Raw genomic sequence first — 14,393 nt, 5'->3', positions numbered from 1 at the left:
CTGTTACCCCTGGTCCTCTGAGAAGATCCTGACTCACTGGTCAACATTCACGGCCGGGCACACGGTCCTGACCGCTCTCGCTCTTCGAAGCGCTGCCGATATGTGCGGCCTGTGCACCGATCGTCCGGTGCCGCAGGAGTTCCGCGACGCTGACCGCCGTCCCGGTCCGGACGAGCAGGGCCTGCTGCAGCCTGATGGCCAGAATGGAATTGCCGCCGCAGACGAAGAAATCCTCGTCCGGGCCGGCTGGAACGGTCCCGAACACGTCTCCCCAGGCCGCCCGCACCTGGTCCAGTATCCGATGGCTCAACTCGACGGTCCCCCTTGATAATGGCGCCCAGGGCCCGGGCGCTACCCCTGCCAGGCGCCCCACAGTCCCGCGTAGGCGCCGTCCTTGGCGAGCAGTTCCTCATGGGTGCCGAACTCGGTGATCCGGCCGTCATCGAGAACCGCGATCCGGTCGGCGTCCCGGGCGGTGTGCAGCCGGTGCACCACGGCGATCACGGTCCGGCCGCTGGTGACGGCGGCCAGCGACCGTTCCAGCCGCCGCGCGGCCTGGGGATTCAGCAGCGAGGTCGCCTCATCCAGGATCAGGATGTCGGGATTCGCCAGGATCAGCCGGGCCAGGGCCAGTTGCTGCACCTTCGCCGGGTCCAGCGCCGCTCCGCCGGGACCGACCGCGCTGTCCACGCCCGCCGCCTCGGCCCAGTCCCAGGCCCCGACGGCGGTCAGCGCGGCGGCTATCTCCTCGTCCCCGGCCTGCGGGCGCGCGATGGTCAGGTTGTCGCGCAGCGTGCCGCGGAAGACGTGGTGCTCCTGGGTCACCAGGGCCACCGTGGCGCGCCGCTCGGCGGGTGCCAGGCCGACCAGGTCCCGGCCGCCGATGGCGATGCCGCCGGTGTGCGGCTGGTAGATCCCGGCCAGCAGCTTGGCGAGCGTCGACTTGCCGGCGCCCGAGGGGCCGACCACGGCGAGCCATTCGCCCTGCCTGATGGTCAGGTCTATGCCGCGCAGCACGTCGTGCCCCGGCTGGTAGGCGTAGTGGAGATCCCGCACCTCGATGTCCCGCGACCGCGGCCGGGGTCGCGGCACCGTGCCGTGCCCCGCGGGCAGCGCTTCGGCCAAGGCCGGTGCCGTCGTTGCCGTCGCCGCCGAGGCGGGTTCCCGGAACCGCTCGAAGCCCAGCAGGCGGGCCAGCGCGGCCCCCGCCGACTGGAGCGAGTCCAGCCAGGAGACCAGCTGGTCCAGCGGGTTGAGCAGTTGCGAGGCGTACAGCGTGCCGGCCGTCACGGCGGCCAGGGAGACCATGCCGTGCAGGTAGAGCGTGCCGCCGAGGACCAGCATCGCGGCCACCGGCAGGCAGTAGCTGGCGTCGCACAGCGGGAGCAGGACGTTGCGCAGCCGCAGGGTGTAGCGCTCGGCGGCGTAGGAGTTGGCGATGTCCTCGTTGAGCTGGTCCATCCGGCGGGCGGTCAGCCGCATCGCCTCGACGGTACGGGCGCCCTCGACGGTCTCGGCCAGGCTCTCGGTCAGCCGGGAGTAGGACGCGGCCTCGCGCAGGTATCCCTCGTGCGCCCGCCGCAGGTACCAGCGCGCCGCGCCGAACAGCACCGGCACCGAGAGCAGGCCGGGCAGCAGCAGGACCGGGCTGATCAGCAGCAGGGCACCGAAGGTGAACCCGACGACGCCGATCGAGGTCATGGTCGCCGGGATCGCGGAGCGCACGGCGTTGGACATCAGGCCGATGTCGCGGGTGGTCCGGGTGAGCAGGTCACCGCGGTCCGCGTCCTCGACGACCTCCGGGGGCAGCGCCAGCAGGTCCGCCACGAACTCCTCCCGCAGCGCGGCCAGGATCTTCTCCCCGAGCGCGGCCGCGGCGTACCCGGCGAGCCGGACCAGTACGGCCTGGACGGCCAGGCAGCCGAGGATCAGCAGGACCAGGCGCAGCACCGTGTCGTGGCCGTGCGTCACGTCCGCGACCAGGTTGCCGAGCAGCCACGGGGCGAACAGCCCGGCGATCGCCGAGAGCGCCTGGAGGCAGACCACCAGGCCGAATTCGGCGCGGTGGGCCCCGATGGTGCGCCGCGCGTAGGCGCGCAGCTCGCGATTGGTGGCGACGGGCAGCTCGCTCATACGGCGGCCGTCCCGCGCTCCACCAGGGACCGGTAGCGCTCGTCCGCCATCAGCGACCCGTGGGAGCCCTCGGCCGCCACCGTGCCGTCGAGGACCAGGGCCACCTGGTCGGCCTGCCTCAGCAGCAGGATGCTCGTGGTGAACACGACGGTGGCGCGGCCCTGGCGCAGCCTCGCGATTCCCTCGGCCATCTTCTTCTCCGTGTTCGCGTCGACGGCGCTGGTCGGGTCGATCAGGATCAGCACCTCCGGATCGGCCATCAGGGCGCGGGCCAGCCGCAGCCGCTGCTGCTGGCCGCCGGAGAACTCCCGGCCGCCGGCGGCCACGCTGGTGTCCAGGCGGTCCGGCAGCGCCTCGACGATGTCCCGGGCGGCGGCCGCGTCGATGGCCGCCCACAGCTGATCGTCCAGGTCGCCACCGGCCACCCGGTCCGCCGGATCCAGCTCGCGGCGCAGCGGCCCGGCGAACAGGTGCGCGTCGGCGGTGGTGACCATGATGCGTTCGCGGACCCCGGCCAGCGGCAGGCCGGCCAGCGACCGGCCGGCGTACGTCGTGCCGGACTCGACATAGCGCCCCAACCGGTCCGCCAGCGCGACCGCGTCACCCGCGGCGCACACCACGGCGGTCAGCCCGCCGGCCGGCACCCGCAGGTCCGACACCGGGTCGGCCAGCACGCCGGGACCGGGCATCGCGCCCGTCCGCGGACCCGGCGCGAGGTCCGGCCGCAGGGCGAGCAGCCGGGTGACGCTCGCGGCGGCCACATGACCCTGCATGGCCGTGGAGACGGCGAACGTCATCTGGTTGAGCGGAATCATCAGGTACGTGGCGTACCCGTAGAAGGCGACCATCTGCCCGGCGCTCAGGTGCCTGGTCAGCACCAGTTCCGCGGCCAGGGCCACCACGCCGGCGAGCAGCAGGCTCGGCAGGAAGGTCCTGGCCGCGCCCAGCATCGCCGATGCCAGTGCCTGCCGCAGCGCGGTGGACCGCAGCCGCTGCGACCCGTCGCGGTACCGGCCGGCGAACAGCTCCTCGCCGCCGATCCCGCGCAGCACCCGCAGCCCGCGGACGATGTCGACGGCCTGGTCGGTGAGTTCGCGCTGATCTGTGCGGAGCTGGCTCTGCCGGCTGCGCAGCACCCCGGCCAGCCGCGTGGTGACGACCAGGATGGCCGGGACCGCGATCAGCACCAGCAGTCCGACCTGCCAGGAGGCGACCAGCATGAGCACGGCGACGGAGACGAACCCGACCACCCCGCCCACACCGCGGGCGCCGTACTGCAGCGTCTCGCCGATCAGGCCGATGTCCGAGACGCCGACGGTGACGAGGTCACCGGCCGACACCTCCCGGTCGACCGTCGTGCCCAGCTCGCAGGCCTGACGGGTGACGAACTGCATGGTCCGGTAGCCGGGTTCGACTTTGACCCTGAGTTCGAGGCGCTCCACCGCCATGGCGGACAGCGCCGTGCCGATGCCGAGACCCAGCACCGCCAGGCCCCAACCGACCAGTGCCGTCTGGTCCTTCGCCACCAGGCCGGTGTTGACGGCCTCCCCGATCACGGCCGGGGTCAGCGCCAGTCCCGCCGCCCACATCATGTTGAAGAAGCAGTCGAGAACGAGGACGGGCCAATGCCTGAGCGCCATCCACAGCAGATATCGCCACGGTCCGCGAATGTCGGGTGTCCCGGGATCCGCGGCAGCGAAAGTTCGCACCACTCAGCCCTCAACCTCCGTTGAAGCCCACATCAGTTGAAGCCTGCCCCGCACCCGAGCCTCCATCGTAGAACAGTAGCGATTGACCGACGGGCAGTCGTTTGGCACAGCAATTAACGGCGCAGACCGCGTGATCTGTCCATCCCCGAGGCTGTGCGTACCTGTCCTATCAGAGGCTGACGCGTCGTCAGATCTCCGTCCACCTGGTGGCCCCGGCCGGCCGGCGTGCAACTGCCAGACATTGCCGGTTGAACGGCGTCATCCGAAGCCACCAGGACGGACCCCTCAGAGGTCGAGCCAGGGCCGCCACAGGTCCCGGTCGACCAGATGCGGCCGACTCGCGACCTGCTGCTGCCAGTAGCGGCGCACCCCGGACCGCGCGGTCGGCGCGGCCGGATCGGCGCCCGCCGCACCCGCCGCGGGCAGCGCGACACTGGCGAGCGGTCCGATCCGCGCTCCTCGGGCGGACTTGGCGTCGTGGGACCCGGTGCCCAGGTGGACACCGCGCAGGCCGGTCTCGTAGCAGTACCGGAGCGACTCGTAGATCACCAGGTTGAAGTACGGGTAGGCGCCGGCCGGCGCGCTCTGGTCGAACCCGGCCATCCGCAGGTAGAGCCGGTCCTCCCAGCGGTAGCTGAGCGCCATCCCGACCACCGTCTCCCCGCGCCGGCCCTCGATCAGCACCCCGTGCTCGCCGAGTACCGCGCACTGCCGCTCGAACCGCGTCCGCAGCTCGTCCTCGCTCTCCTCGATCCCGTACTTCTCGTTGCCCAGCCGCGCGAACTCCACGATCAGGTCGAGCCGTTCACGCGGATCGGCGCGCACTGCGGTCAGGCCCTGCTCGGCGAAGCGGCGGACCTCCTTCCGGACGGTCCAGCGCCGCCCGGACGCCAACCCGGCGAGGTAGTCGTCGAAGCTCCGGCCGGGCGCCTCGAGCCAGGCGTCGCCGCTGTAGCTGAGCACCGGGGAGAGGTCCTCGGCGTAGCCCGCGACCTGCCGCAGCCCCCGCGCGTTGAGGTAGAGCAGGAACGCGTGCTGCTGCCCCTCCGCCCGGGCCAGTACGGCCAGTTCGTCGAGCAGCGCCGCGACCGCGCAGCGCTGCTCGGCCTGCGTGAGCCGGTCGGCCAGCAGCAGTTCGCCGCTGTAGCCGCTGCGGCTGCCGGCCACGCAGTACCGCCCGCCGCGGCCCGGCACTGCGGCACGGAACAGCAACTGCGGGTCGTAGTACGGGTTGGGCTCCCCGGCCACCAGGTAGACCGGCAGGGCACCGGCGATCCCCGCGCCGTCGTGGGCCAGCAGGTAGCGGCAGCGCCCCGGAGTCTCCTGCTCCACGAGCGAGAGCCACTCGTGGGAGAAGTACAGGCCGGCCCCGGTGGCCAGCGCCGCCCAGGTCGCCGCCGGCACCGCCGCGAGCGTGTCGCACACCCGCACCCGCATCATGAGGAACCGTCCCCGGACGCGTGGACCGCGTCCCGGTCCCGAGTCGAATCAGCCATGGACGGCACCTCCTGCAGCAGGACGGAATTTCGAGGAAAACGCGTTGCGCACCGAATGCGGTGAGCGCTCGGCACATTGCACCGCTTGCACGTCGGACCGTTTATGACATCATCCGACGGGGCGGGATTCGAGCTGACCAGTAGTCACCCGCCATGGTTTCCAGGGAAGGGCTGAGATGGCAAGAGTCCTCATAGGCAACGACTGGGACAGAAATCTGGGTGGCCACAGCGAAGGAGCCGTCTGGTGGGTGAACCACTTCGTCTGGTTCGCTCGCGACCATGACGTCCTGGTGCTCCCGGAGATCCCGGAGGAATCGTTCCTGCGGTACGTGACCGAGCACACCGGCGTCGACCGGCGGACGCTCACCGTGATCGTGCCGCCGACCCCCGCGTCCTCACAGTCGCGGATGCTCAGCAGGGACCAGCTCGCCGATCCGCGCCTGGCCACCGAGGTGCTGGCCGCGCTCGGGGGCCGGCCGGTGGAGCAGGTGATCCCGATGTGGCCGGACGCGTCGGTGGCGGTGCTGGCCGAGCGGTTGGGCGCACTGGCCGCGCTGCCCGGACACGCGTTCATCGACCAGGGCGGCGGAGCCATCGTCAGCAGCAAGGCGGTCTTCCGCGCGGTGGCGGCGGGAGCGGGCGCCCCCATCTCCCCGGGCGCGGTGTGCGCCGACGCCGGGGCCGCCGAGGACGCCATCACCCGGCTGATCGAGCAGGGCCACAGCGTGATGGTGAAGCTGGAGTACGGCGCCGGCGGCGGGGGCAACGAGGTGCTCAGCCCGGTGGAGGGGACGCGGCCGGTCGGCGCGCGGCGGACCGTGCTGCTGACGGACCGCGGGCAGGTGCGCGAGTACCTGGCGCAGCACTGGGACTGGCTCACCGACGGCGGGTCCCATCTGCTGGTGGTCGAGCGCTACTTCAACGACAGCCGCGCCTACTACGCCGAGTTCCACATCGAGGACCAGGGGATCGAGTTCGGCGGGATCGGCCAGCTGATGCACGCGCCGCGCTACCTCGCCGAGGTGACGCCGCCCGAGCTCGACGCCGAACTGCAGGCCGAGCTGATCGAGGGCGGCCGCAAGGTGTGCACGCCGCTGCACGCGATGGGCTACCGGGGCTGGCTGAGCGCCGACGCGGTCATCACGCCGGATCGGCAGGTCGTCTTCACCGAGTGGAACGGGCGCATCACCAGTTCGACGCACGCCTACCACGTGCTCGGGGAGGTCGTGGTGGGTCCGGGCTACGCCAAGGACCGGGTGCTGCTCAACAACGTGTGGCCGCGCGGCTGGGCCACCCCGTCGTTCGCGGCGATGCGCGATGCCATCGCGGGCGCGGGCCTGGCGTACGACCCGGCCACCAGGACCGGGGTGCTGATCGTGAGCGGGTACAACGAGGCCCGCCACGGCGCGACCTACTGCACCGTGGCGCCCGACCTCGACGACGCCTGGGAGGTCAACCAGAGACTCGGCGAGCTGTTCATCCCGGCCTGAGAGCTGTCCGTCCCGCCTGACAGGAGTGCAGCATGACGCGGAATCCGACCGAGCAGCCCGGCGACCGCCCACCGGAGGACGGGCGGCCCGCCGGCCGGCGGGCGGCCGGCGCGGCGGACTCGTGGCCGGTGCCGTCGGTACCGGCCCAGGAGACGCTGGTCCGCCGGTTCCGTGCCGTCGCCGCCCGGTTCGGCGACCGGCTCGCCGTGCACGGCCCCTCGGGCGCCTGGACCTACCGCGAGCTGGACGCCCGCTCCGACGCGCTGGCGGCCCGGATCCGGGCGGTGGCCGGTCGCGGTGAGCGGGTCGCCCTGCTGTACGGCCACGACATCAAGGTGGTCGCCGCCGTGCTGGCGGTGCTGAAGGCCGGCGCCGCCTACCTGCCGCTGGACCCGCAGCAGCCCACCGCGCAGCTGGCCGCCGCCGTCACCGGCACCGATCCGGCACTGATCCTCACCGACGCCGCGCACGCCACGGCTGCCGAGCGGCCGGCCGAGGGACGCCCGGTGCTGGCGGTCGCCGACGACGACGGGCCGGCCCAGCCGCCGTTCGAGCCGCACGAGCCGCACGAGGCAGACGAGGCAGACGAGGCAGACGGCACCCGCGACGCACTCGCGTGCGTCCTGCACACCTCCGGCCTCACCGGCGCGCCGCAGGAGGTCGGGCTGACCGACCGGGGCCTGCTCACGCGGGCGCTCGCGTTCGCCCAGCGCCTGGGCCTCGGCGCCGAGGACCGGGTGCCGATGCTCGCGCAGTGCGCCTTCGACGGCCCGGCGCCGGAGCTGTTCGGCGCGCTGCTGGCCGGTGCGAGCCTGCACGTCATCAACCCCTGGGCGGCACCGCCGGCCACCCTGCTGGGTGAGCTCGTCCGGCAGCGGGCGACCGTGCTGCCCTGCACACCCGCCCTGCTGCGGCTGTTCATCGCCCAGTTGGAGGCCGGCGCACCGGCACCTGAGCCGCGTGCCATCGTCCTCGACGGGAAGCTCGACGGGGAGCTCGACGGGGAGGGGGTCGCGGACGCCGATCTGGCGGGCGTGGCACGCCACTTCCCCGGCGCGGAGCTGGTCGACGGTTCCGGCGCCGGTGCGGTGGCGGGCGCGGTGGCGCTGCGGCGCCGGCCGGTGCCGGCCGAGGCGGAGGTGCTGCTCCGCGCCCATCCGACGGTGCGGCACGCGGCAGTGGTGGCCCGCCCGGACGGTGCGCCCGGCCACCGCCTGATCGGGTACCTCACCTCGCCGGGGCCGCAGGCCGCCGCACCGGAGGAACTGCTCCGCTATCTGCGCGGGGTCCTGCCCGACTACGCGGTGCCGGCCCGGCTCCTCGTGCTGCCCAGGCTGCCGCTCGATCCGACCGGCGCGCTCGACCCCGCGCGGCTGCCCGCACCCCCCGAGGCGGCGGCGGACGACACACCGCGGACCGAGCGGGAACGCCGGCTCGCCGCGCTCTGGTGCGAGGTCCTGGCCTGCCGGACCGCCACGCTCCGGGACCACTTCTTCGCCGGCGGCGGCGACTCGGTCAGGGTCATGAAGCTGCTGGAGCGGGTCAGGGCGGAGTACGGCGTGTCCGTCTCACTGCCGGCCTTCCTGACCGATCCCACCCTGGCGACGCTGGCCCGACTCGTCGACGGGCCGGCCGCGCAGCGGAATCCGAAAACGACCGGTGCTCCGACCGCACAACAGCGGTGAATTGACACATTGTCGAGCAGTCGGCGCGGTCGTAGCATGACTGGAAAATTCAAAACCGACAGAGGAGGCGGGCGCATGCGCCTGAACAGCTATGACGGTTGGTCGCCACTCCAGGAAGTGGTCGTCGGGTCAGCCGAGAACTACACGACGCACGAGCAGGAACTGTCATTCAAGCTGTTCTTCTACGACAACCTCGCCACCCAGAAATCCTTCTACGACCAGCAGTACTACCCGGTGGTGACCCCGCCCGGCGAAGGCAGCCGCCCGGCCGCGAGCCCGCAGTCGCCCATCAAGAAGCGGTACGTGGAGGAACTGACCGAGGATGTCGAGGGAATCGCCCAGACCCTCGAGTCCCTGTCGATCAAGGTGCACCGGCCGATGCCGCTGGCAGAGGTGACCCGGGTCGAAACCCTGGCCTGGCCGGCCGCGGTGCTGCCGCCGCTGAACATCCGGGACAACACGCTCATCCTGGGCGACGAGATCATCGAGACCCCGCCGCAGGTCCGGTCGCGGTACTTCGAGACGCAGCTCCTGAAGAAGGTGTTCCAGGGCTACTTCGAGGAAGGCGCCCGCTGGACGGTGATGCCCAGGCCGCTGATGACGGACGCGTCCTTCGATCCGTCCTATGCCGAGCGGTCGCCCGGCAGTCCGGCGGAGCTCATCAAGGAACCGAAGCCGTCGCCCTACGACACGGGCTTCGAGATGATGATCGACGGCGCCCAGTGCCTGCGCCTCGGCAAGGACCTGATGGTCAACGTCTCGACGGCGAACCATGCCCTGGGGTGCGACTGGCTGGAGCGCCACCTGGAGGGCCGGTTCAGGATCCACCGGGTCTCGCTGACGGACAATCACATCGACAGCATGGTGCTCGCGCTCCGGCCGGGGCTGCTCCTGGTGCGGACGCCGAAGGTGGCGGAGCTGCTGCCGGAACCGCTGCGCAAGTGGGACATGATCTTCGCGCCCGAGCCGGAGATCAACGCCTTCCCGAGCTATGACGACGACGACCTGGTGCTCACCAGCCCGTACATCGACCTCAACGTCCTGTCGATCGACCAGGAGACGGTCCTGGTGAACGAGGCGTGCCCGGAGCTCCGGCGGACCCTGGAACGGCACGGCTTCACCACCGTCCCGGTCCGCCACCGGCACCGGCGGCTGTTCGGCGGCGGCCTGCACTGCTTCACCCTGGACACCGTCCGCCGCGGCTCCGCTCCGGAGGACTACCTCAGCTGAGCAACCCCGCCTGGTGAGCGGAACGCCCGGCCCGCCCCGAGGGGCCGGCCGGGCGTTCCGCTCACCAGGCGGGGAAGAGAGCCTCGAACTCCGGCTGGATCACCGGGCTTCGTCGTGCCGGGCAGCGCGCGGCACCAGGCAGCTGATCGGCGACTGCTCACGCGGCAGGTGCGGAACCTTCGCCAGCCCCAGCCGCCTCCTCAGCCACACCCACAGGTCGAGGTGCGGCTTGCGGCTGCGGTGCCGGAAGGTCTCCCCCGTGTCCTCCTGCGGGACGGTCCGCAGGACCGAATCCCCCATCTCGAAGACGGTGAGGATCTCCACCAGGCGGTCGATCGCCAGCTGCACCGACCGGTCGTAGAGGTGCTGGTCGTTGTCCTGCGGGCGGATCTCCGGCCGCACCACCTCGAGCAGTTCGCCGCCGTCCAGCTTGCCGGCGACCAGGTGCAGGCTGGCACCGATCCGCTGGTAGTCCTTGCGCAGGAAGGCGAAGAAGACGCAGTGGTTGCCCTTGTAGTGCGGCAGGAAACCCCCGTGAATGTTGATCATCAGACCGCCGGCCGCGATGGTCGCGGATCTGAGGTAGGTGGTCCCGCAGACTACCGTCACGTCCGGCCGGACGTCTTCCAGATACGCCCTGGCCTGCGCCGAGTTGACCCAGTCGACGTACCGCACCCGGTCCGCCGGCCAAACTTCCCCCGCGGTCAGCGGCGCGAAGTACCGGCGCCGGTAGGCGGACCGGCCGGTGTACCGCTGGCGGCGGACCTGGTAGGCGCGGGCGACGGCGTCCAGCCAGGCGCGTCTGGCCCACAGGCGCCGCTGCTGCGCGGCACCCGGCTCGACGACCACCCCCACCAGGTTCAACTCGCGGGCGATGCGGGACACCAGGTACTCGTGGTGCGGGTCGTCCGAGCAGAGTACGGCCACCCGCAGCCGCTCACCGGGTGAACTCGGCGTGGCATGCCACTCGTTGGCGTTCTCGCGGGCCAGGTTCACCGGAGCACCCGCCCACCGGAGCAGGCGGCGAGGGCACGCCGGGACAGCACGCTGCGGCCGTCCTCGGCCGGCCGCAGGAACCGGTCCAGGCGCTGCGGCTCGTACAGCTCGTGCATGGGGTGCGGCCGGCCCTCCAGCGCGGCGGTGACGGCCGCTGCCACACTCGGCGCCTGCGCGAAGCCGCCCGTGTTGTGGCCGCCGGTGATGACCCCGACGCCGCCCGCGGTCGTCGGGATCGCCTCGAAGATCCCGAGGTTGGACGGTGTCCAGGGTCTGACGCAGACGCGCCGGCTCCGCCGCAGCGAACCGTCGCCGGACGCCTGCGCGTACGCCTTCGGAAAGAACTGGCGGCAGGTGTCCTCCACGGCCGCGAACATCTTGTCGAGTTCGGCGGGATCGGCACCGGAACCGTCCGCACCCAGGTAGCCGTACCCGGAACCCACGATGAGCTCGGGGCGGCCCAGTCCGTCCGTCCCCAGGGTCACGTTGGCGTCCTCGGTCAGGTGGCCGCGCCGGGCGATCTTGAGCGAGTGGCGCAGCTCCGGAGCAAGGTTCGGCAGGTGCATCCACACCCCCAGCACGCCGTGGATCCGCTCCGCGGACCGCGTGCCGGCCAGCAGTTCGCGGCCCTGGGCCCCCGGCGAGAGGACGTAGCCGCCGGCGGTCACCAGCTCGCCGGCGACCCGCAGACCGCGCAGCCGCCCGCCCTCCCCCCGCTCGATCCGCTCGACCGGGGTGGCCCAGCCGAACACCGCGCCGGCCTGCTCCAGGCGGGAGATCAGCCGGGCCATGAAGGCGTGCACGTTGACGGTGAAGCCGGGCACCTCCAGGCCGCCGACCAGGTCGTCGGTCGAGGAGGCGAGTCCGGGATGGCGTCGGCGGAGCTCGGCCGGTCCGAGAACCCGTCGCAGTGCGCCGATGCCGCGGTGGCGCAGCGCCGACTGCTCGAACTGCTCCTGATCCGTGTAGAGCCTGAGGATCCCCGGCGCGTGACCCGCGTCCTGGAACAGTTCGGGGCAGTCCTGGATCAGTGACCGCCAGAGCCCGCGGCTCTCGCGGTTGAAGGACATGATGTCCTCGTTGTAGAGCTGGGCCAGCCAGCCGGGGACGGCCTCGAAGTCCGATACCCAGCGCTCTTCCTGGGCGGTGAACGGCGCCGCCCTGACGTTCCAGCCCCGGGCGCCGAGGGAGCGGCGGAAGACCCCGTTGACCGCGAGCCGGTCGCCGGCGGCCTTGGCGTGGTAGTCGTCGGCCTCGGTCAGGGTGAACATGCGGGCGTCGCCGCCGGCCCGGGTGCACCCGTACGCGGACCAGTGCAGGGCTGTCCTCGGGTCGGGGCGCGCGTCCAGGATCCGCAGCCGGTAGCCGGCGCGGGCCAGGTACCAGGCGGTGATCAGGTTGACGATCCCGGCGCCGACCAGCACGACGTCCCGGTCGGCGGGCTGCGTTAACGGCGGCGGCAGCGGCGGTCGCGGGCCGCTCGAGCGGCAGCGCTCCTCCGCGTGGCGCAGCGCCGTCAGGAACGCTCGGGCCGGTGGGCCGATGACCTCGACGAGCGGCAGCGAGAAGTCCGTCAGCCCGCCCGGCGTCCTCCTCGCCTCGTACGCCCGCACGGTCACCGCGTGCTGATCGGCGGACGTGCGCTCCCGGTCCGCACCCGACCGGTCATCGGCGATGACGACGGCTCGTCGGGGATCGGTCACGAAGCCCGCGGGTGTCCGCGGATCCGTCCCGTCCCCGACGAGGTTCAGTACCTCCCGGTTCACCGGGCCGGTTACAACGATGGGCATGGCAGGTCCCTTAGATCGTTCTGGTGGTCAGCCGAGCCGCTCGAGGGCGAGCGAGGTCCAGGAGTTCGGGCCGTCACCGAAGGCCAGCACGTGCTCGCCCGGTCGGATCCGCCCGCTGTCCGCGCAGGACGCCAGGGACACGAGAACGTCCGCGGAGAAGCAGTGCCCGAACTCGGCCGCCGGCCCGGCAAGGAGCCGGTCGACCGGCGCGCCCATCGCCGAACAGAGGAACTGCCGGCTGATGGTCTGGTAGTTCGGGAAGAGGAGGTGGTCGAAGTCCGTCACCTCGCGTCCGGTCTGCCGGGTGATCGCCCCGGTTCCCGCGACGGACAGGGCTACCGTGCCCAGGATCCGGTCACCGGCCTCACCCTGCCCCCCGGCTTCGGAGTCGGTGACGGTCGACACCCCGTGCACCGCGAACCGGGGACCGCCCACCTCGAGCGGCTCGGCGGTGACCAGGCAGGCGACGGCGCCGTCGCTGACCACGGAGAGCTTGTCGGCCTGACTCCGGTCGCCGTCCAGCACCTTGTCGGCCAGCAGGAGCAGCACCCGGCGGTGCTCGCCCGAGGCGAGTGCCCGCCTGGCGAGGAGCAGGGCGGGGCCGAGGTTGCCGCAGTCGTGCCCCGACACCCGCAGGTACTCGGCGGCGGGCAGGTCGAGCGAGCGCACCAGGCGGGTCAGGGAGTCGCTGCTCCCGTGGTCGTTCTCGGTCACGTAGACGAGCAGGTCGGGTGGGTCCGCGCCGGCCGCGACCGTGCGGGCGCCGGCCGCGGCGGCGAGCTGCCAGATCTCCAGGTCGCTGGCCCGGTAGTAGGCCAGACCCGAGTCCGGGTCGAGCAGTTCGGCATCCAGCTGGCCGGACAGTTCGGCGATGCTGTGTCGGTCGCCGTGCACGTACTCGACGGCGGAGAGGTGGAGGAGGGTCATCCTGATCAAGTACCGCCTGCCGGGATCGGGTGTGCCGGATTCATCGGGCCTGGTCCGCGTCGGTCGCGTCGCCGGTCACGTCCACGTGACCACGGTGTGCTCGTCGATGAACCCCATCAGGAAGGACAGGTTGCTGCGGTTTCCCGTGCTGGTGTCCACGGCGTGCACGTAGGAGCCGTTGAACACGTAGACGTCGCCCCGCTGGATGTCGATGCGCAGCTCGTCGAAGTCGACCAGGACGTCGGCCGGGTAGGAGAATCCGGTGTGCTCGATCCCCAGGCGTCGCCTGCTGGCATCGTCGGGGCGGATGTTCCAGATGACCAGCCGCCCGCCCTCCTCGTGCTCGACGCACATGTTGACGGCGCAGACCTCGTGGTCCAGTACGCCCTGGACCTCGAAGCCGGCCTGCCGCGGGTCCGTGCACTGGGCCGCGTCCTCATGGGGCTCGAGGGCGAACGCACCCTCCTTGTCCCAGGCCCGGATCAGCGCCGGGCAGGCCTGCGCGCCCTCGTGCTCGGCGATCCGGATGACGGCGTCCTGCCGGGCGAGTTCCGCGGCCAGTCCCGACCGGAACGACTGCCACGGCGAGTTCGGCACCTCGAGGACCTCCCTGACCTCTGCCACCACCTGCGCGGTCTCGGCGAGGTAGGTCTCGGTCGACTTGTTCCAGTGGTAGGAGCCGAGGTAGTGCGAGGGTTCTCCCTCGCGGTGCCGGCGCGCCGGGCTGGCCCAGAACCTGGCCACCGACTCCTTCTGGGCGGCCGCCGGGATCACCCCCCGGAAGATGACGCCGAGCCGCTTCCCCCGAAGAACGTCCACCACCAGCCCGGGGTCGAACGCGGACCGTTCCTCGAGGCGGAAGAAGTCGGGGTCCGCCTGAAATCCGGCCAGTGGCCGAGGTTCTCGTACCACGATCGAACCGCCTTCCCGTTGGCAT

11 protein-coding genes are annotated in these 14,393 nt (G+C 71.9%); 3 read left to right on the top strand and 8 right to left on the bottom strand.

Going from position 1 to position 14,393, the window contains the following annotated elements; translation table 11 throughout:
- Positions 1–40: 40 nt before the first annotated feature.
- The 4 genes from OG403_RS31885 to OG403_RS31870 all read right to left on the bottom strand — a co-directional run bounded on the left by OG403_RS31885 (position 41) and on the right by OG403_RS31870 (position 5,267).
- Positions 41–310, bottom strand: a complete 270-nt coding sequence (locus OG403_RS31885) for an acyl carrier protein (RefSeq protein WP_329570539.1) — start codon at positions 308–310, stop codon at positions 41–43.
- Positions 311–351: 41 nt separating this feature from the next.
- Positions 352–2,133, bottom strand: a complete 1,782-nt coding sequence (locus OG403_RS31880; protein ID WP_329570537.1) for an ABC transporter ATP-binding protein — start codon at positions 2,131–2,133, stop codon at positions 352–354.
- Positions 2,130–3,773, bottom strand: a complete 1,644-nt coding sequence (locus OG403_RS31875) for an ABC transporter ATP-binding protein (RefSeq protein ID WP_329570535.1) — start codon at positions 3,771–3,773, stop codon at positions 2,130–2,132. Before OG403_RS31875 ends, OG403_RS31880 begins: the two co-directional genes overlap by 4 nt.
- Before the next feature lie 354 nt (positions 3,774–4,127).
- Positions 4,128–5,267: a GNAT family N-acetyltransferase gene (locus OG403_RS31870; protein WP_329570533.1), complete on the bottom strand. Its 1,140-nt coding sequence runs from the start codon at positions 5,265–5,267 to the stop codon at positions 4,128–4,130.
- Positions 5,268–5,586: 319 nt separating this feature from the next.
- On the opposite strand from OG403_RS31870, the gene OG403_RS31865 reads away from it, so the two are divergent.
- The 3 genes from OG403_RS31865 (at position 5,587) to OG403_RS31855 (ending at position 9,743) form a co-directional block, all read left to right on the top strand.
- Positions 5,587–6,828, top strand: coding sequence for a peptide ligase PGM1-related protein (locus OG403_RS31865; RefSeq protein ID WP_329570531.1), 1,242 nt, complete (start codon positions 5,587–5,589; stop codon positions 6,826–6,828).
- A gap of 32 nt (positions 6,829–6,860) precedes the next feature.
- Complete coding sequence (locus OG403_RS31860) at positions 6,861–8,513, top strand: AMP-binding protein (protein ID WP_329570530.1); 1,653 nt, start codon at positions 6,861–6,863, stop codon at positions 8,511–8,513.
- A gap of 75 nt (positions 8,514–8,588) precedes the next feature.
- Positions 8,589–9,743: a glycine amidinotransferase gene (locus tag OG403_RS31855; RefSeq protein WP_329570528.1), complete on the top strand. Its 1,155-nt coding sequence runs from the start codon at positions 8,589–8,591 to the stop codon at positions 9,741–9,743.
- A gap of 99 nt (positions 9,744–9,842) precedes the next feature.
- Here OG403_RS31855 and OG403_RS31850 read toward each other — a convergent pair whose 3' ends face one another.
- From OG403_RS31850 to OG403_RS31835, 4 genes are all read right to left on the bottom strand, one after another.
- On the bottom strand, positions 9,843–10,739 hold the full coding sequence (locus tag OG403_RS31850) for a formyltransferase family protein (RefSeq protein WP_329570526.1): 897 nt from the start codon (positions 10,737–10,739) through the stop codon (positions 9,843–9,845).
- Positions 10,736–12,529 (bottom strand): NAD(P)/FAD-dependent oxidoreductase, encoded by a 1,794-nt coding sequence (locus tag OG403_RS31845; protein WP_329570525.1) that lies wholly within the window; start codon positions 12,527–12,529, stop codon positions 10,736–10,738. Before OG403_RS31845 ends, OG403_RS31850 begins: the two co-directional genes overlap by 4 nt.
- Before the next feature lie 27 nt (positions 12,530–12,556).
- On the bottom strand, positions 12,557–13,456 hold the full coding sequence (locus OG403_RS31840) for a 3-oxoacyl-[acyl-carrier-protein] synthase III C-terminal domain-containing protein (RefSeq protein ID WP_329570523.1): 900 nt from the start codon (positions 13,454–13,456) through the stop codon (positions 12,557–12,559).
- A 75-nt stretch (positions 13,457–13,531) separates the two neighbouring features.
- Positions 13,532–14,368 carry a 2OG-Fe(II)-dependent halogenase WelO5 family protein gene (locus OG403_RS31835; protein ID WP_329570521.1) on the bottom strand — a complete coding sequence of 279 codons (837 nt, stop codon included), beginning with the start codon at positions 14,366–14,368 and terminating at the stop codon, positions 13,532–13,534.
- Between the last annotated feature and the right edge of the window lie 25 nt (positions 14,369–14,393).

The organism is Kitasatospora sp. NBC_01266 (genome assembly GCF_036242395.1).
GTDB lineage: Bacteria > Actinomycetota > Actinomycetes > Streptomycetales > Streptomycetaceae > Kitasatospora.
Note: the sequence above shows the minus strand (reverse complement) of the source record. Positions and strands in the feature narration are given on the sequence as shown.